Annotated in this window: 24 protein-coding genes and 1 tRNA gene; 5 read left to right on the top strand and 20 right to left on the bottom strand. The window is 71.2% G+C overall.

Annotated elements, in window-relative coordinates; translation table 11 throughout:
- The first annotated feature begins 25 nt into the window (after nucleotides 1–25).
- Complete coding sequence (locus H563_RS0110015; RefSeq protein WP_022882472.1) at nucleotides 26–1,603, top strand: Mur ligase family protein; 1,578 nt, start codon at nucleotides 26–28, stop codon at nucleotides 1,601–1,603.
- Between the two features lie 81 nt (nucleotides 1,604–1,684).
- Here H563_RS0110015 and H563_RS0110020 read toward each other — a convergent pair whose 3' ends face one another.
- The 16 genes from H563_RS0110020 to H563_RS0110095 form a co-directional block, all read right to left on the bottom strand.
- The gene (locus H563_RS0110020; RefSeq protein WP_022882473.1) at nucleotides 1,685–3,496 is read right to left on the bottom strand and encodes a pyruvate kinase; all 1,812 of its coding nucleotides are present in this window, start codon (nucleotides 3,494–3,496) and stop codon (nucleotides 1,685–1,687) included.
- Nucleotides 3,497–3,575: 79 nt separating this feature from the next.
- Nucleotides 3,576–5,159, bottom strand: coding sequence for a S53 family peptidase (locus tag H563_RS0110025; RefSeq protein ID WP_022882474.1), 1,584 nt, complete (start codon nucleotides 5,157–5,159; stop codon nucleotides 3,576–3,578).
- A gap of 63 nt (nucleotides 5,160–5,222) precedes the next feature.
- Nucleotides 5,223–6,326, bottom strand: coding sequence for an esterase-like activity of phytase family protein (locus H563_RS0110030; protein ID WP_027479317.1), 1,104 nt, complete (start codon nucleotides 6,324–6,326; stop codon nucleotides 5,223–5,225).
- A gap of 154 nt (nucleotides 6,327–6,480) precedes the next feature.
- Nucleotides 6,481–6,903 carry an organic hydroperoxide resistance protein gene (locus tag H563_RS0110035; RefSeq protein WP_022882476.1) on the bottom strand — a complete coding sequence of 141 codons (423 nt, stop codon included), beginning with the start codon at nucleotides 6,901–6,903 and terminating at the stop codon, nucleotides 6,481–6,483.
- A gap of 2 nt (nucleotides 6,904–6,905) precedes the next feature.
- Nucleotides 6,906–7,352, bottom strand: coding sequence for a MarR family winged helix-turn-helix transcriptional regulator (locus H563_RS0110040; protein ID WP_245556839.1), 447 nt, complete (start codon nucleotides 7,350–7,352; stop codon nucleotides 6,906–6,908).
- 125 nt (nucleotides 7,353–7,477) lie between these two features.
- Nucleotides 7,478–7,774: a hypothetical protein gene (locus tag H563_RS0110045; RefSeq protein WP_022882477.1), complete on the bottom strand. Its 297-nt coding sequence runs from the start codon at nucleotides 7,772–7,774 to the stop codon at nucleotides 7,478–7,480.
- A gap of 9 nt (nucleotides 7,775–7,783) precedes the next feature.
- Nucleotides 7,784–9,490: a sodium:solute symporter family protein gene (locus tag H563_RS0110050; RefSeq protein ID WP_022882478.1), complete on the bottom strand. Its 1,707-nt coding sequence runs from the start codon at nucleotides 9,488–9,490 to the stop codon at nucleotides 7,784–7,786.
- Between the two features lie 140 nt (nucleotides 9,491–9,630).
- Complete coding sequence (locus H563_RS0110055) at nucleotides 9,631–10,092, bottom strand: DUF1579 family protein (RefSeq protein WP_022882479.1); 462 nt, start codon at nucleotides 10,090–10,092, stop codon at nucleotides 9,631–9,633.
- Complete coding sequence (locus H563_RS0110060) at nucleotides 10,092–10,565, bottom strand: SRPBCC domain-containing protein (protein ID WP_022882480.1); 474 nt, start codon at nucleotides 10,563–10,565, stop codon at nucleotides 10,092–10,094. The genes H563_RS0110055 and H563_RS0110060 overlap by 1 nt, the downstream gene beginning before the upstream one ends.
- Nucleotides 10,562–10,942, bottom strand: a complete 381-nt coding sequence (locus tag H563_RS0110065; RefSeq protein WP_027479322.1) for an ArsR/SmtB family transcription factor — start codon at nucleotides 10,940–10,942, stop codon at nucleotides 10,562–10,564. Before H563_RS0110065 ends, H563_RS0110060 begins: the two co-directional genes overlap by 4 nt.
- A gap of 85 nt (nucleotides 10,943–11,027) precedes the next feature.
- Nucleotides 11,028–11,099: transfer RNA gene (locus H563_RS0110070), tRNA-Arg, on the bottom strand.
- Between the two features lie 134 nt (nucleotides 11,100–11,233).
- Entirely contained in the window at nucleotides 11,234–11,524 is a 291-nt protein-coding gene (locus H563_RS16125) for a hypothetical protein (protein ID WP_022882482.1), read from the bottom strand.
- On the bottom strand, nucleotides 11,521–12,678 hold the full coding sequence (locus H563_RS0110080) for an inorganic phosphate transporter (protein WP_022882483.1): 1,158 nt from the start codon (nucleotides 12,676–12,678) through the stop codon (nucleotides 11,521–11,523). The genes H563_RS16125 and H563_RS0110080 overlap by 4 nt, the downstream gene beginning before the upstream one ends.
- Nucleotides 12,679–12,743: 65 nt before the next feature.
- Nucleotides 12,744–13,244 carry an HNH endonuclease gene (locus tag H563_RS0110085; protein WP_022882484.1) on the bottom strand — a complete coding sequence of 167 codons (501 nt, stop codon included), beginning with the start codon at nucleotides 13,242–13,244 and terminating at the stop codon, nucleotides 12,744–12,746.
- Between the two features lie 421 nt (nucleotides 13,245–13,665).
- On the bottom strand, nucleotides 13,666–14,400 hold the full coding sequence (locus tag H563_RS17440) for a C40 family peptidase (protein WP_022882485.1): 735 nt from the start codon (nucleotides 14,398–14,400) through the stop codon (nucleotides 13,666–13,668).
- 417 nt (nucleotides 14,401–14,817) lie between these two features.
- Nucleotides 14,818–15,507, bottom strand: a complete 690-nt coding sequence (locus H563_RS0110095; protein ID WP_022882486.1) for a metal-dependent transcriptional regulator — start codon at nucleotides 15,505–15,507, stop codon at nucleotides 14,818–14,820.
- Between the two features lie 129 nt (nucleotides 15,508–15,636).
- On the opposite strand from H563_RS0110095, the gene serC reads away from it, so the two are divergent.
- Entirely contained in the window at nucleotides 15,637–16,749 is a 1,113-nt protein-coding gene (serC, locus tag H563_RS0110100) for a phosphoserine transaminase (RefSeq protein WP_022882487.1), read from the top strand.
- Between the two features lie 37 nt (nucleotides 16,750–16,786).
- On the opposite strand, the gene H563_RS16135 is transcribed toward serC, so the two are convergent.
- The 3 genes from H563_RS16135 to H563_RS0110115 all read right to left on the bottom strand — a co-directional run bounded on the left by H563_RS16135 (nucleotide 16,787) and on the right by H563_RS0110115 (nucleotide 19,226).
- A complete protein-coding gene (locus H563_RS16135) occupies nucleotides 16,787–18,157 on the bottom strand; it encodes an MFS transporter (protein WP_022882488.1) in 1,371 nt (456 codons plus the stop codon).
- Between the two features lie 108 nt (nucleotides 18,158–18,265).
- The gene (locus tag H563_RS16140; protein WP_022882489.1) at nucleotides 18,266–18,853 is read right to left on the bottom strand and encodes a DUF3027 domain-containing protein; all 588 of its coding nucleotides are present in this window, start codon (nucleotides 18,851–18,853) and stop codon (nucleotides 18,266–18,268) included.
- The gene (locus H563_RS0110115; protein ID WP_022882490.1) at nucleotides 18,846–19,226 is read right to left on the bottom strand and encodes a cold-shock protein; all 381 of its coding nucleotides are present in this window, start codon (nucleotides 19,224–19,226) and stop codon (nucleotides 18,846–18,848) included. The genes H563_RS16140 and H563_RS0110115 overlap by 8 nt, the downstream gene beginning before the upstream one ends.
- A 55-nt stretch (nucleotides 19,227–19,281) precedes the next feature.
- Between H563_RS0110115 and H563_RS0110120 the strand changes: the two genes are divergently transcribed.
- Both H563_RS0110120 and H563_RS0110125 read left to right on the top strand, forming a co-directional pair.
- On the top strand, nucleotides 19,282–19,545 hold the full coding sequence (locus H563_RS0110120; RefSeq protein ID WP_155865173.1) for a hypothetical protein: 264 nt from the start codon (nucleotides 19,282–19,284) through the stop codon (nucleotides 19,543–19,545).
- A gap of 29 nt (nucleotides 19,546–19,574) precedes the next feature.
- Complete coding sequence (locus H563_RS0110125) at nucleotides 19,575–21,380, top strand: helicase-associated domain-containing protein (RefSeq protein ID WP_022882492.1); 1,806 nt, start codon at nucleotides 19,575–19,577, stop codon at nucleotides 21,378–21,380.
- A 7-nt stretch (nucleotides 21,381–21,387) separates the two neighbouring features.
- On the opposite strand, the gene H563_RS0110130 is transcribed toward H563_RS0110125, so the two are convergent.
- Nucleotides 21,388–21,570, bottom strand: coding sequence for a hypothetical protein (locus H563_RS0110130; RefSeq protein ID WP_155865175.1), 183 nt, complete (start codon nucleotides 21,568–21,570; stop codon nucleotides 21,388–21,390).
- Nucleotides 21,571–21,732: 162 nt separating this feature from the next.
- Here H563_RS0110130 and H563_RS0110135 point away from each other — a divergent pair, with 162 nt between their 5' ends.
- Entirely contained in the window at nucleotides 21,733–23,382 is a 1,650-nt protein-coding gene (locus tag H563_RS0110135; protein WP_022882494.1) for a DNA repair helicase XPB, read from the top strand.
- Nucleotides 23,383–23,386: the final 4 nt, after the last annotated feature.

A 23,386-nucleotide genomic window follows, 5' to 3' on the forward strand; every position in this document is an offset into this window, starting at 1 on the left:
GAACCCGGCCAAGTAGGCTGGGGCGGTGACCGAGACCCAGCCCGTCCCGCCTCCCGTGCGGCCCCGCCACAGTCCGTCGAAGCCCCTCTCCGAGCTGCTGGACCGGTTCGGCGACGAGCGCTCGGTGCGGCCGGAGGGCGAGGCGGAGATCGAGCTGCACGGCATCACCCTCAACTCGGCCACGGTCGAGCCCGGCGACCTGTTCGTGGCCCTTCCCGGCGCGACGCAGCACGGCGCCAGGTTCGCGGCGGCGGCGCGCGATGCGGGGGCGGTCGCGGTCATCACCGACGGTGCGGGGCTGGAACAGGCCGCCGCATCCGGCCTGCCCGTCGTGGTGCGCGAGGAACTGCGCGCCTCGCTCGGCGAGATCGCCGCGTGGCTCTTCGACACGGCCGCCTCGCCCGTCACGCTCTTCGGTGTCACCGGCACCAACGGCAAGACCTCCGTCGCGCACATGCTCGAGGCGATCCTCGAGCAGATGGGCCTCAAGGCGGGGCTGTCCTCCACCGCCGAGCGGCACTTCGACGGCGAGAAGCTCGTGTCGGGGCTGACGACGCCCGAGACCGTCGACCTGCACTCCCTGATCGCCCGCTGGACCGAGTGCGGCACCGACGCGGCGGCCGTCGAGGTGAGCGCGCAGTCGCTGTCGCGGCACCGTGTCGACGGGGTGGTGTTCGACGTCGCCGGGTTCACCAACCTCACGCACGACCACCTCGACGACTACGGCGACATGCAGACCTACCTGGACGCGAAGAAGCCGCTGTTCCAGCCCGACCGGGCCCGCCGCGGCGTGGTGTGCCTCGACACGCCGCCCAGCGCCGAGCTCGTCGCATCCGCCGGCATCCCGCTGACCACGATCACCTCCCTGCCCGGCGTCGAGGCCGACTGGCGCGTCGAGGTGACCGGGCAGAGCGCGCGCGGCGTCTCGTTCACCCTGACCAGGGCATCGGATGGCTGGTCCGTCAGCTCGCTCGTCACCGCCATCGGCGCCCACATGGCCCTCAACGCCGGGCTGGCCATCGCCATGATCTCGGCGGCCGGCTACCCCGACGAGCAGCTGGCGGCGGCCGTCGCATCCGGCATCGTGGCCTACCTGCCGGGGCGCGCCGAGCGGGTGTCGGGCGAGCGCGGGCCCAACGTGTTCGTGGACTTCGGCCACAGCGCCGACGCGTTCGAGAAGACCCTGGCCGCGGTGCGGGCGGTCACTCCCCCGCCGGGCCGCGTGATCATGCTGTTCGGCGCCGACGGCGACCGCGACAAGCTGAAGCGGCCCGCGATGTCGCGCGCGGCGGTCGACGGGGCGGACCTCGTGATCGTCACCGACCACCACCCGCGCTTCGAGGATCCGGACGCGATCCGCGCCACGCTCGTCGCCGCGGCGAAGGAGCACGCGGCGGCCGTGAAGCCCGACGTCGAGGTGATCGAGGTCGCCGGCCCCGAGAAGGCGATCCGTGTCGCCGTGTCGAAGGCCGAGCCGGGCGACTCGATCCTGTGGGCGGGCCCCGGGCATCAGAACTACCGCGACATCCGCGGCGTGCACGTGAAGTACTCGGCGCGCGAGCAGGCGCGGCAGGCGCTGCGCGAGGCCGGCTGGGCCGACTGATCCTCCCCGTGCGCTACTCGGATCCGCTGCCCGCGACGCGGGTCCGAGGAGCACGCCGCGGATGCGAGTAGCGCACCGGCATCACAGCTGCCAGGAGCCGAGCGCGCGCAGCAGGCTGCGCTTCTTCGACTGGTGTGCGTTCATGCGGCTGACGATGTCGTGCAGCACGCCCACCGCGCGCACGATGTAGGGCCCCTTGTTGAGCATCACGCACTCCGCGCGCTCGCCGGCCGCGGCATCCGTGATCTCGGAACGCGAGGGCACGCCCTTCTTCGCCAGCGTGTCGAGCACCTCCGTGGCCCAGATGACGGGCAGGCGGGCGGCCTCGCACAGCCACAGCAGCTCCTCCTGCAGCTCGGCCAGGCGCGCGAAACCCGCCTCGACCGCGAGGTCGCCGCGCGCGATCATCACTCCGACGTTGCGGCGCCGCATGGCCGAAAGCAGGATCTGCGGCATGGCTGCGAAGCCGGCCACCGTCTCGATCTTGAGCACGACGCCGAGATCGGCGGATGCCTCGAGCTCGTCGAGCGCGTGCAGCAGGCGCTCCACATCGGCGGCGGAACGCACGAAGGAGAGCTCGACGATGGCGGCGTTCGCGACGACGAAGCGCAGGTCCTCGACGTCCTGGTCGGTCAGCGCCGAGACGTCGAGCACCGTGTCGGGGAAGTTGACGCCTTTCTCGCTGCGCAGCTTCGCGCCGCCCGGCTTGGCGAAGGTCACCCGCACGGTCAGCTCGCCGTCGCCGACGGCGTCGACGACCCCGCCGATCTTGCCGTCGTCGAACAGCACCCGGTGGCCCGGCTGCGCCCCGTCGAAGACCTCGGGCAGGGTGCATCCGATGCGGTGCGTGCCCTCGGTGCCGGGCGAGGCGGGCGTCAGCTCGCGCGTCAGCACGATCGTGTCGCCCTCCTGCACGAGCAGGTGCTGCGGCGTCGGCGGGAGCTCGCCGACGACTGCCTCGTCGGCGGCGCCGTCCGCCTCGACCGAGAGTGCCGTGCCGGGGACGAGGTAGGCGGTGCGGTCGAGCGCGAGCAGGCAGCCGCCCTCGTGGATGCGCTCGACGTGCGCCAGGCGGTGCCGGCCGCGGGCGTCCTCGAACCGCACCTCGTCGCCGACCCGCCGGCGCCGGAACCAGTCCCCCGGCTCGGCCGGCACCTCGGCGAGCAGCGGCGCGCGCGTGTCCGGCTCGGCCCGCCCCAGCCAGAATCGCGCCGGTTCCACCACGCGGCCGAGGGCGTCGCGCTCGGGCTTGACCTTGACCACCTGCGGCCCCGGTTCGATCGGGCCGGTGCGCAGCTTCGGCCCCGCGAGATCCATGGCGATCCGCACCGGCACGTCGGCCTCCTGCCCGGCCCGGCGCGCGTTGCGGATCGTCGCCGCCCAGACCTCCGGGCCGTCGTGGGCGCAGTTCACGCGGGCGATGTCCATGCCCGCCTCGACGAGCTCGGCGACCAGCGCGGGATCGTCGGCCATCGCGGTGTCGGCGGTGACCATGATGCGGCCGCCGTGATCGGCTCGCGGCGGCCCGAGCAGGCGCTCGGCGTTCTGCGCGAGCACCTGCTCGGCGTCGGGCACCGACGGATGCGCCGCCGGCCGCCCGCCGGACCGGGCGGCGCTCAGCAGGCGGATCACCGCGTCGATCGACTCGAGGATGCTCGCCTCGCCGCGGCCCAGCGAACTCAGGCCCAGCGAGGCCAGCCGGCCCTGCAGCTCGCGCAGGTCGTGTCGGCGGAAGGCGACGTAGCGCACCAGGTTGCGCGCATCCGCCCGGTGGGCCGGGTCGACGGCCGCGATCTCGTCGGCCGCGGACTTCTCGGCGGCCACGATGTCTTTCTTGAGCGCCCGCAACTCGCGCAGCACGTCGCGCGCGAGCCCGTCGGGGGAAGCCGGCATGTCACTCTCCGAGCAGCTGGGGGATCGCAGGCGCGGTATCCAGCCGTCGCGCCGGCGAAACGCCCCGCCCGGGCGACGCTCAGCTCTGGCTGCGCAGCGCCGTGAGCAGCGCTTCCCCGTCGGGCACGCCGAGGCCCGTGCAGGCGTCCCACCCGGCGGCCGCCTTGTAGGCCCCGTTGTCTCCCGAGGTGATGTCGCGGAACCCCGGCGGCGTCGTGCCGTCGCCCGCGCCCGCATAGAGCAGCCGCTGCGCGAGGCCGAGCCGCTGCCCGGTCGCCTGCACGAGTCGGGCGATGAGGGCCGCCCAGAGCGGGGCGACCGCGCTGGTGCCGCCGATGACCGTGTCCTGCCCGTCGACGCGCACCTGGTAGCCGGTCGCCGGGTCGGCGACCGCAGCGACGTCGGGCACCCCGCGCCCCGTCTTGCCGGCTGCGCCGGGCACGTCGACCGGCTGCTGCCAGTCGGGGAGCGGATAGGCGTCGCTCACTCCGCCGCCCGTGGCGCCCTGACCCTCGCCCTCGTTCCACACCGTTTCGGAGGTGACTGCGCCCGAGGCATCCGTCTCAAGGCGCGTGCCGCCGCAGGCGAGCGCATGCGGGCTGGAGGCCGGGAAGTCGACGTGCGCCTTGCCGTCGCTCTGGCGGTCGCTCGACCCGTCGTCGCCGGCCGCGACGGTGACGGTCACGCCGAGCGCCGCGGCGTCGGTGAACGCGTCGTCCATCGCGGCGCGCGCCTGCTCGGTCCACTGATCTTCGCTCTGGCCCCAGCTGATGCTGATGGCGTCGGGGGTGGGGTCGGCGTGCGCCGCCTGCGCGACCGCGTCGACGAACCCCGAGTCGGTGTTGGGGGCGAAGTAGACGACGATCGACGCGCCGGGCGCCAGCGCCCCGACCACCTCGATGTCGAGCGCGACCTCGCCGTCGGCGCCGCTCGGGTCGCCGCCCGGCTGGTTCTGCGCCCCGTCGACGCCGACGGCGGTGACCTTGGGCGACGAAACCCCGAGCGACTGGAAGTAGGTGTCGAGGTCGGACTGCTCGTAGCCGCCGCCGAGCTCGATGATGGCGACGGTGCGCCCGGTGCCGTCCGTGCCCTCAGGGAAGCGGTACACCTGGCCGAGCTGGGGCGGCGTGTAGCTCGCGCTCACCGCGTGCGGTGAGGCGGCGCGGAAGTTCGCCCGGGCCTGGGGGCGGGAGTCGAGGCCGAGCACCGCCGTGACCGACGGCGAGAGCTCGTCGGGCACCGACAGCTCGCCGGTGCGGTGCCAGTGCGCGGCGCGGCTGCCGTCGGGCGCCTCGCTCTCGGCCCACTCGAGGGTGGTGGCGAAGGTGGACTGCAGCGCCTCGACGGTTCCCGCGATGCGCAGCCGCCTGCTGCCCGGGTCGGCGGAGACGACCTCGATGCCGTGCGCGGCGAGCACGCGGGTGACCCGCTCGACGTCGGCGGGGTCGGCGCCGTACTCGCGCGCGAACGTGTCGCGGTCGATCGGATGCTCGAGCACCGACTCGGGCACCTCGGCCCTGCGGCGCAGCACGATGGTCGCCTCGATGCGGGCCTCGGCACCGGCCGGCGGCGTGGCCGCCCGTGCTCCGGCGGCGGGCGGGCGAGTGCTGCCGGGAAGGGGCGTGCGCCCGCCGGGGGTGGTCGTGTCGTCTTCGCTCGTCATGTCTCCTGACTACCAGCGACCTCCGACACGCGCACCCCCGAACGGGGCACGTGGAGTGAATTGCTAGGGCAGCTTCGCGACCAGGTTGAGGATGCGCGTGTGCTGCAGCGCGCTGTTGTTGTCATCGCTGATCAGGCTGATGCCGTAGCGCTTGCCGGGCAGGGTGGAGGTGATCGCCATGCCCTCGAAGTTGTCCAGCAGGGGGTTGGCCTGCGTCTCGAGTGCCGGCGCGCCGAGGCTCGGGCAGTCCACCAGGTCGGCCAGCCGCGTCTTCTTCACCGTGAGCTTCGCCGGCGCGTCGCCGAGGTTCTCGACGCGGCTCACGTCGGCCGCCTTGTGCAGCCCGGTGACGGCGAAGAGGTCGACCGCGTTGCCGGCATCGGCGGACCACGAGGCCTCCTCGACGACGATGGCGTCATCGCTGTATGCGGCGATCTCGGGGATGCGCATGCCGGGGTCGGTGCGGTACTCGATCTGCTTCTCGAGCTTCCAGCTGCCGTGGACCTGCGTGTAGACGAGCAGGCGGTGCGCCGTCGCATCCCCCGACGCCGACACGTCGCCCGAGAGGGCACCCTCCATCGCGGCGATCAGGGTCTTCTTGTCCGGGGTCAGGGTCAGGCCCTCGAGGGTGGCGTTCGCGGTCGCCTCACCCGCGGCGGTCGTCCCGGTCACCGCGAAGCGCGCGGGCACCGGCAGCGACGCCTTCTGCACGCCGTCCCTGCCGTAGATGCGGATCGACGGCTCGGTCTCCGAGCTGACCGCGTAGTCGCCGTTCGCGAGAACCGCGAGGCCCTCGTCGTCGGCGGTCTGGCCGGTGTAGGGGGTGCCGTCCGCGTCCTTCAGCACGAGCGGCGCTCCGGTGACCTGCGGGTCGGCCAGGTCGCGGAACGACCACACGTATTCGGGCGTGGTGCCGTCGTTGTCGAGGGCCGACACCCACGCCTTCTGGCGCGCGTCCCAGGCGAGCGACGACAGGCCGCTGACCTCGGCGCCGTCGACGACCTTCTTGTCGAGCGCGTCGCTGTAGCTCAGCGCGGTCACGGTGGAGGAGCAGGCGTTCGGGTCGGTGGAGGCGCCGGAGCGCGCGGGGTTCGCGTTGGCGGCCGGCGCGATGATGAGCACGGATGCCGCGGCGAGCGTCGCCGCGACGAAGATGTTCTTTCGCATGGCCCCCATGGTGGGGACGCCAGGTGAACCGCCGGTAGCCCGCACGCGGATTGCCGGCGACCTTCCCTCCCCTGGGCTACTCGGATCCGCGGTGCGCCACTCGAACCCGCGGCGCGAAGCGCGGATCCGAGTAGCGCACGCGGCGAGGCAGGGCTCAGTCGTCGGTGACGGTGATGGTCACGTCGATGTTTCCCCGAGTGGCGTTCGAGTAGGGGCAGACCCGGTGCGCCGCGTCGGCGAGCGCCTGCGCCTCGTCGTGCGGCAGCTCGGGGATCGTGACCTCGAGCTCGACCGCGAGCTGGTAGCCGCCCTGCCCGTTCGGCCCGATGTGCACCCGGCTGCCGACGGTCTCGTCGTGGAGCGTCACTTTCTGCGCGCGGGCGACGCCCAGCAGGGCCGAGTGGAAGCACGCCGCGTAGCCCGCGGCGAACAGCAGCTCGGGGTTGGCCCCGTTGCCCGACCCGCCCATCTCGCGGGGGGTCGCCATCTCGAGATCGACGCGTCCGTCCGAGGTGGCGACGTGTCCGTTGCGTCCCTCTCCGGTCGACAGGGCTTCGGCGGTGTACAGCGCTTCCATGTTCAGTCCTTTCCAGGGGCGGCGTGTTCGCTCAGTGCTTTGAGCTGCTCGCGCAGTCCGTCCGCGAACTGCTGCGTGATCCCCAGCCGCTCTCCGAAGCAGCGAGGAACGTCGGCCAGCTCGTCGCGCAGACGCCGCCCGGCATCCGTCAGAGACACGGTCACGACCCGCTCGTCGGTCGCGCTCCGCACGCGCGTGAGCACGCCGCGTGCCTCGAGCCGCTTCAGCAACGGTGACAGCGTTCCCGAGTCGAGGCCGAGCAGCTCGCCGAGGCGTCCCACGGCGAGGCCGCCGTCGGTCCACAGCGCGATCAGCACCAGGTACTGCGTGTAGCTGAGCCCCCACGGGGCCAGCAGTTCCCGATAGATCTGCCCGATCTGCCGCTGCGCCGAGTAGACGGCGAAGCACAGCATCGGTTCGAGGGCGTCGGTCGCGCTCGTCGTGGTCACCCTCTCAGCATCGCACACAATTCAGTTGTGCACAATCTTTCTCTCAGCGGATGCTCGGCGTCCAGCGCGCAACGCGAACGGCGGCCGCGCCCCGAAGGGCACGACCGCCGTGGCTGCCGGAGCGCCTACCGCTTCGGGTTCACGTCCGCAGGCGCCTCGACCGTCTCGGGGTGCGGCTCGGTCTCCTCGTCGAGCGGCTTCGCCAGGGTCCACCAGACGAACAGCGCCGAGAGCACGAGCATGCCGATGCCGGTGATCAGGTTGACGTTGTAACCGCCGGCCTTGTCGAGCTCGTCCTGCCCGGTGAAGGCGAGCCCCCAGATCAGGCAGACGATGCCGTAGACGGCGAACAGGATCGCGATGACCGTGCGGAGGTCGAACAGCAGGTTCGCGCCGCGCTTCTTGGTCGGAGTAGTCGTCATGATGTGCCCCTAGATCACGTTGAAGAAGATGTAGCAGGCGGCGGCCAGCACGAGCGAGCCGATGCCGAGGACCCACACGTTGCGGTACCAGCCCCGGCTGCCGGCATCCGTCGGCATCTCGTGCGTGGTGAGGCCGTGCACCAGGCCGGTGAGCTCGGACACGGGCTTCGGCTTGGAGGCGAGCGAGACGACGATGCCGACCGCGATCGCGAGCACCAGGGCGACGCCGCCGCCGAGGTAGCTCGAGCCCTGGCTGGAGATCGGGATGACGCCGACCTGGTTCAGGATGAAGATGATGACGGCGCCCGCGGTGCCGGCGGCGAGACCGGCCCAGCCGGCGTGGCCGGTGGCGCGCTTCCACAGCAGGCCGAGGATGAACACCGCGAACAGCGGCACGTTGAAGAACGAGAACAGGGTCTGGATGTAGTCCATGATGTTCCCGAAGTTGCCGGCGATGAACGCCGTGCCGATCGCGATCAGCGTGCCGATCACGGTCACCCAGCGGCCCACGTCGAGGTAGTGCTTGTCGCTCTTGCCCGGGCGCAGCCAGTCCTGCCAGATGTCGTAGGTGAACACCGTGTTCAGCGACGAGATGTTGGCCGCCATGCCCGCCATGAAGGACGCGAGCAGACCGGCGAGCGCGACGCCGAGGAAGCCGTTGGGCAGCAGCTGCTGCATGAGCAGCGGCACGACGTCGTTGTAGGAGACGTTCGACGACTGCCCGGCGTTCAGCTGCTGGATGCCGGGCACCAGCACGGCGGCGATCATGCCGGGGATGATGATGACGAGCGCGACCAGCGTCTTCGGGAACGCGGCGATGAGAGGCGTGCGCCGGGCCGCCGACGCGTCCTTGGCGCTGAAGGCACGCTGCACCTCGGTGAAGTTCGTGGTCCAGTAGCCGAAGGAGGTGACGAAGCCCAGGCCGAGCACGACGCCGATGACGCTCCAGAAGGAGTTGTGGATGCCGGTCAGCTCGTGGGCCGGGAACGCGTGCAGCATGTCGGCGCCGTTCTGCGCCGTCAGCTTCTCCTTGAGGCCCGACCAGCCGCCGACGCGGTTCAGGCCGATCAGCGTGATCGGCACCATTGCGACGACGATCACGAAGAACTGCAGCACCTCGTTGTAGATCGAGGCCGACAGACCGCCGACGAGGGTGTAGATCAGCACCACCACTCCGGCGACGACGATCGCGAGCCACAGCGGCCAGCCGAGCAGCGCGTTGACGACGATCGCCATGGCGTACAGGTTCACGCCGGCGAGCAGCACGGATGCCACGGCGAAGAGCACCGCCTGGAACCGCTGCGTCGCGGGATTGAAGCGCCGGCGCAGGAACTCGGGCACCGAGCGCGCCTTGGACCCGTAGAAGAAGGGCATCATGAAGATGCCGAGGAAGACCATGGCCGGGATGGCGCCGATCCAGTAGTAGTGCACCGCCTGGATGCCGTACTGGGCGCCGTTGGCGCTCTGGCCGAGCAGCTCGGTCGCGCCGAGGTTCGCCGACATGAACGCGAGACCGGTCACCCAGGCCGGGAGGGACCGGCCGGACAGCAGGAAGTCGAGGCTGCTCGCGACCTGCCGGCGGGCGATGAATCCGACCCCGAGCACCAGCGCGAAGTACACGCAGACGAGCACGTAGTCGATGGGTTGGGCATCGAGGCGGAGCGGAGCGCCTGATGCGGTCAGCGCTGCCGGTCCGGCCAGGCCATGGGTGGGCACGGGGGATCCTCCTCGTCGAGTCCGGGTGGATTGCTTCGCAGCCGCTAATTAGTTGCCGCAATCACCAAACCCTAGGTGAACCCTTCGGGGCATGCAACGCGAGGATTCGTCACCCGAACGGGGGCCGCGCGCATCCGTCCCTACGGCACGCCGACTCGGATGCCGGTCGCGCTGTATCCGCCGGTTCCGCCGTGGCCGTCGGGCCACTGCCACGCGCCGTCGTAGCGGTCGCCGTCCTGGCTGAAGCGGCCGTGGAAGAAGTTGTCAGAACCCTTCTGCCCGAACCAGGTGTAGAGCTCGCGGCCCTGCACATCCCAGGTGTAGGTGAAATCGGCGCCGTGGTTGTCCATGAAGTGCGAGCGCAGCGTGCCGGTGTCCTCGTCGTAGCCGATGTACTCGACGCCGATGAGCTCTCGCCCCGGACGGGCCAGCTCGACGTGCTGCACCAGGTAGAAGCCGCCGGTCATCCACTCGAAGCGGACCCGGCCCTGCACCAGCGACCCGGAGATCTCCCAGGTGCCGACGAGTGGTTCCAGCCGGCGCAGGGCCGGATCGGGTGCGTCGGGCAGGCTGGCCGCCCGGTGGTTGTTGCCGTCCGCCATCAGATCTCCCGTGCGACTCGAGCGAGGCGTTCCAGCGACTCGCGGATGCCGGCTTCCATGCCGTTGATCAGGGCTTGCTCCAACGCCTCGGTCGACGGGAACACCGTGCGGGTGCGCAGGCGGGTGCGGTCACGGAGGTCATCGAAAGACGTGTACTCCAAGGCCACCTGGTCGGGCGCGCCTTCCCACTCGAACGTCTGCACCCTCGAGCGCTCCTCCACGATGCGGTGGACCACCCCGCGGAAGGCCTGCTCGATGCCGTCGGGCGTGATCTGCAGGTACCGGTAGCTGCCGCCGGTGCGCATCTCCCACCGCTCCACGCGCGTGGTGTTGCGTGCGGGGCCCAGCCAGCGCACCACCAGCTCCGGATCGACGGTCGCCCGCCACACCGCCGCGACCGGTGCCCCGAACTCCCTGCTGAGCTCCAGGTAGGGCGGCGTCACCGTGACGGACGTCGAGGCGTCGTCGTTCATCGGCGGCCCTTTCCCTCTTCGTCGGGAGTGGAGGGCGACTGGCGCGGCGAAGCATCCGTCTCGGCCAGCACGGCGTCGAGCCGGCGGTACTGCTCCTCCGCCTCCCTGCGGTAGCGATCGAGCCACCCCGTCAGCTCCTCCAGCGCGCCGACGGCGAGATGGCAGGGGCGCTGCTGACCCTTCCGGGAGCGCGTGACCAGGCCCGCCGATTCGAGCACCTGGAGGTGACGGGAGATCGCCTGCTGCGTGTAGGGGAACGGCTCGGCCAGCGCTCCCACCGTGGCGGGGCCGCGCGACAGCCGCGCGATCAGCGCGCGGCGGGTCGGGTCGCTCAACGCGTGGAACGCCCGGTCCAGGCGCGCATCGGGCTCCGACATCACAACCCCCTCCTTGTACAACAAGGCCGTTGTACATTGGGGGCTCGACCGCGTCAAGCCGATCGCATCGGGACCCGGAAAAGGGTGCCCCTGGAGGGACTCGAACCCCCAACCCTCTCCTTAGGACGGAGCTGCTCTTCCATTGAGCTACAGAGGCAGGCGCCTCCAGTTTAGGGGCCCGCTACTACGGCGCCCCGCAGGACCGCGGTCCCGGGTTCGACCTGACCGCCGACACCTGCACCTTCATCCGCTACCGCGGCTCGCTGACGCTCGTCTGCGCGGCCGTGCTCGCTAGTGGAACTGCGGGATGATCATGTACAGCCCGTACAGCACGACCGCGATGTCGATGGCGAAGCACAGGTAGGCCGCGAACGACGCGACGGCGGGCCGGCGATGCGGGGTCTCGATCTCGCCGTCGGCCACGTGCTCGGTGCGCACCGCGGCGGTCTCGAGCCGCAGCTCCGGCGGCGCGCCCACCGCCAGCAGGCGCAGGCCGAGCGCATAGATCGCGACCGCTCCCCCGGCGAATACGAGGGAGAGCACGAACTCCGTGCCGAGGGCACCCCAGTCGATTCCGCTCACTTCGCACCTCCCTGTGCCGCGACCGGCTTGCTCGCCAGCACGTCCTCGTCCTCGTTGACCGTCTCGTGGGTCACCGGGTGGCGCCGCGAGAGCAGGTAGAAGGCGACCATGCCGCCGATCGCGGCGATCGCGGTGATGATCAGGCCGACGGTGCCGGTCTTCACGATGAAGGTTGCGACCGCCGCCACGAGCGCGGCCGCCGGCACCGTCACGAGCCAGGCGAGAGCCATCCGCCCGAACGTGCCCCATCGCACGGACGCGAGCCGTTTGCCCAAGCCGGAGCCCACGATCGCGCCCGAGGTGACCTGCGTGGTCGACAGCGGGAAGCCGAGATGGCTGGAGACGAGGATCGTCGCCGCCGAACTCGCCTCGGCGGCGAAGCCCTGCGGCGGGGCGACGTCGGTGATGCGCCTGCCGACCGTGCGCATGATGCGCCAGCCGCCGGAATAGGTGCCCGCCGCGATGGCCAGCGCGCAGGCGATGATGACCCAGATGTGCGGCGTGGTCCCCGACTTCTGATATCCGGCGGCGACCAGCGTCAGCGTGATCACGCCCATGGTCTTCTGCGCGTCGTTCGTGCCGTGCGCGAGCGAGACCAGCGACGCCGACACCGTCTGGCCGTGCCGGAAGCCCGCCTCGGCGCCCTGGCTCGTCGCCCTCCGGGTGATCGTGTAGGCCGCGTAGGTCGCCACCAGGGCGACGATGCCCGCGACGATCGGGGCGAACAGCGCGGGCAGCGCGATCTTGGAGATGACGTTGAACCAGTCCACAGCCTGGAAGCCGCTGCCGACGATGGCCGCGCCGATCAGCCCGCCGAAGAGGGCGTGCGTCGAGCTCGACGGCAGGCCCACGTACCAGGTGGCGAGGTTCCAGATGATCGCGCCGACGAGCCCCGCGAAGATCATCGCCGGCGTGATCTGCACCCCCGCGGAGCCCTCTTTGACGATGCCGCCCGACACGGTCGAGGCGACCTCGGTGGAGAGGAAGGCGCCGACCAGGTTGAGCACGGCCGAGATCAGCACCGCGACCCGGGGTTTGAGCGCGCCGGTGGCCACCGAGGTGGCCATGGCGTTGGCGGTGTCGTGGAAGCCGTTCGTGAAGTCGAACACGAGGCCCAGCACGATGACGAGGATGACGACCATCAGCACGTCCATGCGGCCGCACCGTAGGCGCGCGCCGTTAATGGGGGGTGAACGGCGCGCGGGCGCCGCCCGCCGTCTCAGGCGGCCTGAGGCTGCAGGTACCCTTCCCACTCCGGCAGGAGGTGCTCGCTGCCGCGCACCATCCACGACGGCTCGTGCGGCATGTGCGGCGTGAAGCGCAGTTGCCAGCCGAGTTCCGCCGGGGTGCGGTCGCCCTTCACGTTGTTGCAGCGCAGGCAGCAGGCCACGAGGTTCTCCCAGCTGTCCTCGCCGCCGCGTGAGCGCGGCATCACGTGGTCGATGGTCGAAGCGGGCTTGCCGCAGTACGCGCAGCGGTGCGCATCGCGTCGCAGCACGCCGCGTCGCGACACCGGCACCAGGCGGCTGTGCGGCAGGCGCACGTAGCGGGTGAGCAGGATCACGCTCGGCCGGTCCCATGCCCCCGAGATGCCGAACACCGGGTGGCCCACGTCGACCTCGACGATCGTCGCCTTGTGATTCATCACGAGGGCGAGCGCTCGCTTGAACGAGACGACGGCGAGGGGCTCGTATCCGGCATTCAGGACGAGGGTGCGCATGGGACTGGGACTCCTTCTGCTGACGTTCGCGCGACCTGGCTGGCCGCGACGACGGGAAGCGCCCGCATTAACGACGAAGGCGCCGCCACAAGGGCGACGCCGACATAATCCGCCTGCGGGCAGAAGTGCTGCACGTGGTGCAGATGGTGACGGTGGTGCAGGTGGGAGCGGGACACGCGCACGCCGGGGCACACGCGCAGGCCGCGCGTGCTGCTCTCGGTGGATGCGCTCATGGCCGTCTCCCGCCCGCGCACGCCGCCGGCTGCGGCGCGCTGACCGGGCCAGAGTAACCCAGCGCGCCCCGATCTCGTATGTGCTGCAGAGCAACTCGTGACGTGTCGTCTCGAGAATTTAACGCAACGGATGCCTCCGGCCGCGCGCGCCCGCAACCCTGCGGTCACCCGGCAGAGCTCCTCGCGCGTCAGATCCCGTAGCGCTGGATGTGGTACGCGGAGGTCCACATCGGGCGGATGCTCACCGAGCCGCCGGGCTTGGGGGCGTCGAGGATGAGCACGTTGCCGTCGGCGTCGCGGCCGGCGTAGAACCCGACGTGCGACCCGTCGTCGAGGGCGATCACATCGCCCGGCTCGGCCGCGTCGACCGAGATGGTCTGGCCGATCTGGCCCTGCGCCGACGAGGAGTGCGGCAGCGAGACGCCGAACTGGGCGTACACGAACATGACGTAGCCCGAGCAGTCGAAGCCGGCCGGGGTCGACCCGCCCAGCTGGTAGGGGGTGCCGATGTACTTCTTCGCGGTGGCGAAGACGCTGGCGAGGCTGAAGGCCGGGTGGTCGGGGTTGCTCAGGTAGTCGGCGGCGCTCGGGCCGGTGTACGAGGCCTGGTAGGTGGCGACCGTCTTCGCCGCGGCCTTCGCCGCCGCGACGGCGGCGGCCTGCTGCTTGGCCTGCTCCGCGGCCTGCTCGGCTGCGGCGATCTGCGCGGTCGAGGTGGCGCCGAAGGCGTCCTGCGTCGACTTGGGGTGGGCTGCGGTGCGGTCGATGCTGACGGACTGCGCATCCGTCTTCTTCAGCGAGTCGATCACGGTGGGCCCGAACGATCCCTGCCCCTGCGTGCTGGGGTTCATGGCGTAGGCCGGGATGGCGATGGTCGCCACGATGCCGCCGGCGGCGAGAAGGACGAATGCGTTGGCGAACATCTTGAGGCCGCGGCGGCGCTTCGGGGCACCGGCCGGGACCGCAGGAGTCGCCGGATTCCGATCGGCTCCGGCGGCCGGAACGCTCGCTGCATTGCGAGCCTCGTAAGCCTCCCGCGCCTGGCGACGCGTCATCGAGCCGTTCGTTCCGTCGAGTTCTGCCAAGGGGACCTCCGGGGCGCTCCGACGCACACGCGTCCCCGTCCATCGTGTCTTGGGCCCGTGGGGAGGGCTTCGGTTTCCCGGATCGAGCGACGGGGTATGGAGCGTCACGTTCCGGGGTCTAGCGGCCGGTTTCTGGCCTTTCGACTCCACCGAGGGTAGAGGAATATAACGGAAATGTCACATCCGCGAACGGGGGTGTCGAGAACCCTCGTGGCACCCGGTGCCGGAACTCGCAGGAGGCGCCCGACGGGCCGCTCAGGCAGCGATGAAGATGTGGCTCGCGACCTCGTGGGGCAGCTCCAGACCTTCGCCGTATCCCTCGACCTGGGCCAGCACATAGGAGCCGGCCGGCGACACGGTCACCGTGTTGCCGGGCACCACCCCCGCCTGGCGCAGCTGCGCCAGGAGTTCGGGGTCGAACTGCACCGGCTCGCCCAGCCGCCGGACCTGCGCCGTGACCGGCTCGCCGGCGGCGACGGCCGCCGCCGCGCTCGTCACGCCGCTCAGGAACACCGACGAGAGGGCGTACCCTTCGTCGTCCATCTTGGGGATGGGCGTGCCGTACGGGGACTCGGTCGGGTCGCCGAGCATCTGGCGGATCTTGTCCTCCACCTGCTCGCTCATCACGTGCTCCCACCGGCAGGCCTCATCGTGCACGTACTCCCAGTCGAGGCCGATCACGTCGGAGAGCAGCCGCTCGGCCAGCCGGTGCTTGCGCATGACGTGCACCGCCCGGCGGCGGCCCTCGTCGGTGAGCTCCAGGTGCCGGTCGCCCGAGACGATGACGAGGCCGTCGCGCTCCATACGCGCCACGGTCTGCGACACGGTCGGCCCCGAGTGGCCGAGACGCTCGGAGATGCGCGCGCGCAGCGGAACGATCGCCTCCTCCTCGAGGTCGAGGATGGTGCGCAGATACATCTCTGTCGTGTCGACCAGATCCGTCATCCGTGTCCCCTCAAAGTCAGGCCAAGCTGCTCTTGACATCGAGCCTGCCCTCCAGCCTATCCGGTAGCGGTGGCGCAAGGTCCGCAGGCGTGCGGGCCTTGGACAGGCCGCGCCAATAGACTCGGTGGCATGCCGAGCATCGCCCTTCCCGAAGACCTCCTGCCCGCCGACGGCCGCTTCGGATGCGGCCCCTCGAAGATCCGCCAGGAGGCGGTGAACGCGCTGGCCACCCGCGCGGTCGACCTGCTCGGCACCTCCCACCGGCAGGCCCCGGTGAAGTCCCTGGTCGGCCGGGTGCGCGAGGGTCTCGCCGAGTTGCTGCGCCTGCCCGAGGGCTACGAGATCATCCTCGGCAACGGCGGCTCCACCGCGTTCTGGGACGCGGCCTCGTTCGGGCTCATCGAGCGGCGGTCGCAGCACCTCGCCTTCGGCGAGTTCGGCTCGAAGTTCGCCAAGGCGGCGAAGGCCCCCTGGCTCGAGGCGCCCGACGTCATCGAGGCGCCCGGCGGCGCGAGCGCGCAGCCGCGCCCGATCTCCGGCGTCGACGTCTACGCCTGGCCGCACAACGAGACCTCGACCGGGGTCGCCACGCGCATCTCGCGGGTGGCCGGGGACGACGGCGCCCTCACCGTCATCGACGCCACGAGCGCCGCGGGCGGCATCGACTTCGACGTGGCCGAGACCGACGTCTACTACTTCGCGCCGCAGAAGAACCTGGCGTCGGACGGCGGTCTGTGGCTGGCGGCTGTGTCGCCCGCCGCGATCGAGAGGATCGAGCGGCTCGCCGCATCCGATCGCTACATCCCCGACTTCCTGAGCCTGAAGCAGGCGCTGGACAACTCACGCCTCAACCAGACCCTGAACACGCCCGCCGTCGCGACCCTCGTGCTGCTCGACGAGCAGCTGAACTGGATCAACGGCAACGGCGGGCTCGCCTGGGCCTCGGCGCGCACCAAGCAGTCCAGCGACCAGCTGTACGCCTGGGCCGAGGCCACGCCCTATACGACCCCGTTCGTCGCCGACCCCGCCGACCGCTCGCAGGTGGTCGTCACCATCGACTTCGAGGGGATCGACGCGGCGGCCGTCGCCAAGGCGCTGCGCGAGAACGGCATCGTCGACACCGAGCCGTACCGCAAGCTCGGCCGCAACCAGCTGCGCGTGGCGAGCTTCGTCTCGATCGAGCCCGAGGACGTCGCCCGGCTGATCGCCTCGATCGAGTACGTCGTCGAGCACCTCGGCTGAGGGCGCGGCCTAAGACGGATGCCCGGGCCGCCCGCCCTCACGCGGCGAGCGCGACCCGCTCCCCCGTCTCGGTGCCGGTGATCTCCGACATGTGCTTGGTGCGCACGTCGGGTGCCAGCAGGCCGGCCACGGTGAGCAGCACCGCGCCGATGCCGGCGATCACGATCGGGGTGAACTCGTACGGCATCAGGTGCGCGAGCCAGCCCATGTAATAGGTGTAGAAGGCGGGGATGATGCTCGTCGCCGAGTGCGTGACGCCGTACCCGGTCGAGCGGATGCGCGTCGGATACAGCTCGTTGATGAACGTCGTGATCGTGGCCCAGACGAGGATGCCGGGCAGGTTGGCGAAGAAGGTCGCCACGGCGAAGGCGGCGCTCGACTGGTGCACCGCGACCGCGACACCGAAGGCGATCGTGGCCACGACGAGGTTGATCAGGCCGAGCGTGAAGATGACCCGGCCGCGACCCACCCGCTGGGTGAGCCGGCCGATCGCCGGGTAGGCGACGGCGCCGACGAGCGCCGTGACCAGGAGCGACGCGCTGATCAGGGTGGGGCTGACCTCCATGGCCTTGAAGTGCGCCGAGTACACGCCGACCGTGCCGTCGAGCGTCGCCCAGGCGCCGCACGACATCATCATGCCGACCACGATGGTGCGGGCGTAGCGCCCGCTGAACAGCTCCCGCAGCGGGCGCTGACGCGCCTCGGCGCCCTCTTCGACCTCCTCCTCGACCCGCTTGAACTCGCTCGAGTCCTCGACGTTGCGGGTGAAGTGGATGAACACGGGGATCGACAGGGCGCAGCCGAAGAGGAAGGCGAAGCGCCATCCGGTCGTCGCGTACGCGCTGGTCGCGTCGCCGACGGGGAAGATCGCCAGCAGGATCAGCGAGACGATCGTGATGACGGCGAGGGCCACGGGGTAGCCGATGTTCAGCAGTGCGCCGTAGAGGCCGCGCTTGTTCACGGGCGCATGCTCGAGGGCCAGCGGGTTGGCCGCCGTGTACTGGCCGCCGAGGAAGATGCCGTCGAGCAGTCGCAGCGCGATGAGCAGCACGGGCGAGAGCATGCCGATGGTCGCGTAGCCGGGAACGAGTGCCATCACGCCCGTCGAGACGCCGAAGCCGATGATCGACACCTGCGCCATGCGCTTGCGGCTGATCCGGTCGGAGAGCGGGCCGAGGATCAGCGTGCCGAGCGGCCGCCCGACCAGCGAGGCGACGAAGATCAGGGCGTTCACCGTCGCCTGCCCTGCCGCGCCCATCGTGGGCGGCACGAAGTAGGCGAGTGCGGGGGCGAGCACGACGGTGGGCAGGTACACGTCGTACATGTCGACGAAGAATCCGCCGACGGCGCCGGCGAGGGCGCGCACGGAGGGCGCGGCGGCGGGCGCGGACGAGGAGGACTGGGTCACGGCGAGGATCTCTCCTTTGAGGCGTGGCGTGGGAGGCGTGAGCGTCGTTGCGGTCGCACAACGCGTTGCATGCTACACGTCTCGCGGCCCTCGTTCGGGTGTCTGCGATCAGTCCTCGTCGAGCGCCGCCTCCTCGGCGGCCCGGAGCTCCGCCGACTCGTCGAGCGCCGCCTCCTCGGCGGCCTGGAGCTCCGCCGACTCGTCGAGCACATCCTCGTCGAGGCCCTCGTCGATGTCGTCCTCATCGAGGTCGTCCTCGTCCAGGTCGTCCTCGTCGTCGAGGTCCTCAGCGTCGTCGTCGGGTGCGCCGTCGCCGGATCCGTCGGTCTGCTGCCCGGCCGCGGCGGCCGCCTCGCGCTCCGCCTGCTGCTGCGCCTGCCACTCGGCGAGCCGGTCGGCCCACGGCACCCACTCGGGCGCGAGCAGCGCTCCGTCGCCCGGCATCAACTCGGCCTCCAGCACGTTCACCCGGTCGGTCCCCGGCTCACGCGACAACGTCACCGTCCAATACCAGCCGGGGTACCCGGACAGCCGGTTCTCGAACAGCAGCGACAGCACGCCGTCGCCTTCGACGAGATGGCCGGCCACGTCGCCGACGGTGTTCGCGGGCGTGATCTCGAGCAGCGCGCCGCGCGCGACGTCGACGGCGCCGAGCAGCAGCTCGTCGGCGACGGGGGCGGCGGAATCGTCAGGCATCGAGATCGTCCGCGACGCGGCGCAGCACCGCCGCGACCTTGCTGCCCTGCGCCTTGGCGGGGTAGTGGCCGTGACGCAGGTCGCCGCCGATCTTGTCGAGCAGCTTCACGAGGTCTTCGATCACGACGGCCATGTCATCGGCCTTCATGCGCCGCTGGCGGGCGAGGCTGACCGGGGCGTCGAGTACGCGCACCGAGAGCGCCTGCGCGCCCCGCTTGCCGTCGGCCACGCCGTACTCGAGGCGGGTTCCGCTCTTCACGGTCGCGCCGGCGGGCAGCGCCGTGGCGTGCAGGAAGACCTCTTGGCCGTCATCGCCCGCGATGAAGCCGAAGCCTTTCTCCTCGTCGTAGAACTTGACCCTTCCGGTGGGCATCGGAACCTCTTTCGTGCTTGGGGTCTTGAGACCGATGTCAATTATCCTTGATTCCGTGCCCCAAGATTCCCGACGTAGCAGCGGCCGCCTGCAGCGCATCCTGGCCTACATCGCCGTTGCTCTGATCGGGTTGTCGGTCATCGCGATCCTCATCGTTCTCGCGGTCGCCGGCACCGGAGCGAAGCTGTCGGCCGTCTGGGGCGGCAGCCTCATCGTCTTCCCTCTCATTGCCCTGCCGCTCGGCGCGATATGCATCGTCGCCCTGTTCGTGACGGGCATGATCGAACGCCGCAGGCTCAACCCCGGGGCGACGAAGTAGGTCGTGACGGACAGCGGACGGAGCGGACGATGACGAGCACTCTGACGCTCGCCTCGCGCCTCGCGGCCCTCGACGACGTCGAGCTCGCCGCCCTCATCGCGCCCCGGCTGCCGCTCAAACCGCGCATCGACGACTTCTTCGATCTGGCCGAGGCGCTGCTCGAGCCGCCCGCGGTGCAGCACGCCCTCACCGCCCTCGACCGCCCTACGCTGGCCGTGCTCGCGGCGCTCAGCACCGGCCGGCCCGTCGACGAGGACGACGACGAGACGGCGGCCCGGCTGCAGCTGCTCGCCGACCGCGCGCTGATCGAGCGCACCGAGGCGGGATGGGTCGCCTACGACCCCGTGCGTGAGCGGCTCGCGGCCTGGCCGCACGAGGGCCTGCCGAGCACGGATGCCCTGATCACCGAGACGCCGCCCGCCGCGCTGGCCGCCGTGTCCGACTCGGAGCGCGCCCGCGTCGACCAGCTCGCCGCCGAGCGCGCGTTCGAGGCGGTCAGCGCCTTCGCGGAACTCTTCGGCGAGCTCGACCGCGAGCCCGCGCGCGAGCTGCAGAAGGGCGGGCTGAGCCTGCCCGACGGGCGGCGCCTGGCGGCCGCGATGGCCGCCCCGGGCGACGTCGTGCCGACCGCCATGTGGCTGGCCGAGCGCGCCGGCCTGGTGGCGCGCGACGGCTCGCTGTGGCTGACGACGGATGCGGCGGAGGAGTGGCTCTCCGGCTCGACCGCCGCCCGTTGGCGAGGCCTGGCCGAGACCTGGCTGAACGCGCTGCCCCCCTCCATCCGCGAGCTGTTGCGCACCCGCACCCACTCGCCCTGGGGTCCCGCGTTGCACGAGACGCTCGCGTGGTTCTACCCCGCCTCCGGCGAGCCGCTGCTCAAGCAGGTGGAGCGCTTCGAGGCGTCGGGCGAGATGCTCGGCATCACGGCGGGCTACCTGCCCGGCAGCGCGGGGACCGCGCTGCTCGAGGAGGGGCCGGCCGCGGCATCCGATCGCATGGCCGCGCTGCTGCCCGCCGAAGTCGACAAGGTCTACCTGCAGCACGACCTCACCGTGGTCAGCCCGGGGCCGCTGGCGCCCTCGGTCGACGCGCACCTGCGGCGCGTGGCCGAGGTCGAGAGCCGCGCGCTCGCCTCCACGTACCGGGTGACGGCCGCGAGCCTGGAGCGCGCGATCGCCGCGGGAGAGAGCGCGCAGTCGATCCGGCGGTTCCTGACGGCGGTGTCGCTCACCGGCATCCCTCAGCCGCTCGACTACCTCATCGACGAGGCGGTGAAGCGATACGGACTCGTGCGGGTGCGCAAGAACGGCTCCGACGAGCGCATGCGCAGCCGCGTGCACTCCGTCGACCCCGATCTCATCGGCGCCCTCGCGGTCGACCAGAGCTTCGGCGCGCTGGGCTTCGTGCGCACCGGGCCGAACGAGCTCGTGTCGCGCTTCGACCGCGACGTCGTCTACTGGGCGCTGGCCGACGCCAGATATCCGGTCGCCGCCGAAGACGAGCACGGTCAGATCGTCGGGGTGAAGAAGCGGCACGCGCCCGCCACCGACGCGGTGCCGACCGTCGATCGTGCCGCGCAGCTGGTCGCCCACCTGCGCGAGGCGGCGTCCGACGCCTCGCAGTCGCCCGAGGCGTGGCTGTCGCGGCAGCTCGAGACGGCGGTGAAGGCGCGGGTGCCGCTCGTGGTCACGGTGGGCATGCCCGACGGCTCCGAGCTCGACTTCTTGCTCGAGCCGACCGGCGTCGGCGGCGGGCGCCTGCGCGGGCGCGACCGCAAGGCCGACATCGAGCGCACCCTGCCGCTCAAGAGCATCAAGGGCGTGCGCTCCCCCTAGGCCGCGCTCAACGGGCCACGGCGACGTGGCGATGCGGGCGGACGTGCCAGAAGCGGATGCGCGGCCGCGGCGCCGCCGCACCGGCATCCGTCGCCCGCTCGCGCAGCACGCGCAGCAGTTCGGTCTCCCGCGCCACGTCGGCGGCCCGCAGGCGGCCGAGCTGGTAGGCGGTGTAGGTGTCTGAGTTCATGACCACCACGGTCCTCCGCGGCCGCGGCGCCCACATCCGCAGAACTCGCTAAAGGCGACGGATGCGACGGCGTACGCCGCCCGCGCCGTGACGTACTCCCGGGGGCCGCCACCCCGCCCGCTCACATCGTCTTCTGCAGCGCTGGGGGTAGGCTCGTCGGCTATGGCTGACGGACCCCTCATCGTCCAGAGCGACCGCACCGTGCTGCTGGAGGTGGCGCATCCCGAGGCGGAAGACGCCCGCCACGACCTCGCCGTCTTCGCCGAGCTGGAGCGGGCGCCGGAGCACATCCACACCTACCGGATCACCCGTCTGGGCCTGTGGAACGCCCGCGCCGCCGGGCACCGGGCCGAGGACATGCTGGGCACGCTGGAGCGGTACTCGAAGTTCCCGATCCCGCAGTCGGTCGCCGTCGACATCCGCGAAACGGTCGGGCGGTACGGCAAGCTCGTGATCACCCGCGACGACGAGGGCGAGCTGATCCTGAGGAGCGACGACCTGGCGGTGCTCACCGAGGTCGCCTCGGCCAAGCGCATCGCCCCGCTGCTGACCCGCCGCATCGACGACACGACGTTCGCGGTGGAGGCGTGGGCCCGCGGCCAGCTCAAGCAGGAGCTCGTGAAGCTCGGCTGGCCGGCGGAGGACCTGGCCGGCTACACGCCGGGCACGCCGCATGAGATCGCGCTCAAGGAGGACGGCTGGCACCTGCGCGACTACCAGAACAAGGCGGTCGATAACTTCTTCGAGGGCGGCTCGGGGGTCGTGGTGCTGCCCTGCGGCGCGGGCAAGACGCTCGTCGGCGCGGGTGCGATGGCGACGGCGAAGACGACGACGCTCGTGCTCGTCACCAACACGGTCAGCGCCCGCCAGTGGCGCGACGAGCTGCTGCGCCGCACGACCCTGACCGAGGAGGAGATCGGCGAGTACTCGGGGCAGAGCAAGGAGATCAAGCCGGTCACCATCGCCACCTACCAGATCCTCACCGCGAAGCGGAAAGGCCAGTACGCGCACCTGTCCCTGCTGGACGCCATGGACTGGGGGCTCGTCGTGTACGACGAGGTGCACCTGCTGCCCGCACCGGTCTTCAAGCTCACGGCCGAGCTGCAGGCGCGGCGCCGGCTGGGCCTGACGGCGACGCTGGTGCGCGAGGACGGCCGGGAGGGCGACGTCTTCTCCCTGATCGGTCCGAAGCGCTTCGATGCGCCGTGGAAGGAGATCGAGGCGCAGGGCTTCATCTCCCCCGCCGCCTGCTACGAGGTGCGCGTCGACCTGCCGCCGTCCGACCGGCTCGAGTACGCGGCATCCGCCGACGACGAGCGGTACCGCCTGGCCGCGACGGCGCCCGCGAAGCTCGACGTCGTGCGCGCGCTGGTGCGGCGCCACGAGGGCGAGCGCATCCTCATCATCGGCCAGTACCTCGACCAGATCGACACGCTGGCGCAGGTGCTCGACGCGCCGCAGCTGACGGGAGCGACGCCGGTCTGGGAGCGGGAGGAGCTGTTCCAGAAGTTCCGCACCGGCGAGATCAAGGTGCTCGTCGTCTCGAAGGTCGCGAACTTCTCCGTCGACCTGCCCGAGGCGACAGTGGCGATCCAGGTGTCGGGCTCGTTCGGCTCGCGGCAGGAGGAGGCGCAGCGCCTCGGCCGCCTGCTGCGGCCGAAGGAGTCCGGCCTCTCGGCCAACTTCTACACGCTCGTCGCCCGCGACACGGTCGACCAGGACTTCGCCCAGAACCGCCAGCGGTTCCTCGCCGAGCAGGGGTACTCGTACACGATCCTCGACTCGGGCTCGCTCGACGCCGTCGCGGCGTAGCATT

This window comes from Gryllotalpicola ginsengisoli DSM 22003, from assembly GCF_000419445.1.
Lineage (GTDB): Bacteria > Actinomycetota > Actinomycetes > Actinomycetales > Microbacteriaceae > Gryllotalpicola > Gryllotalpicola ginsengisoli.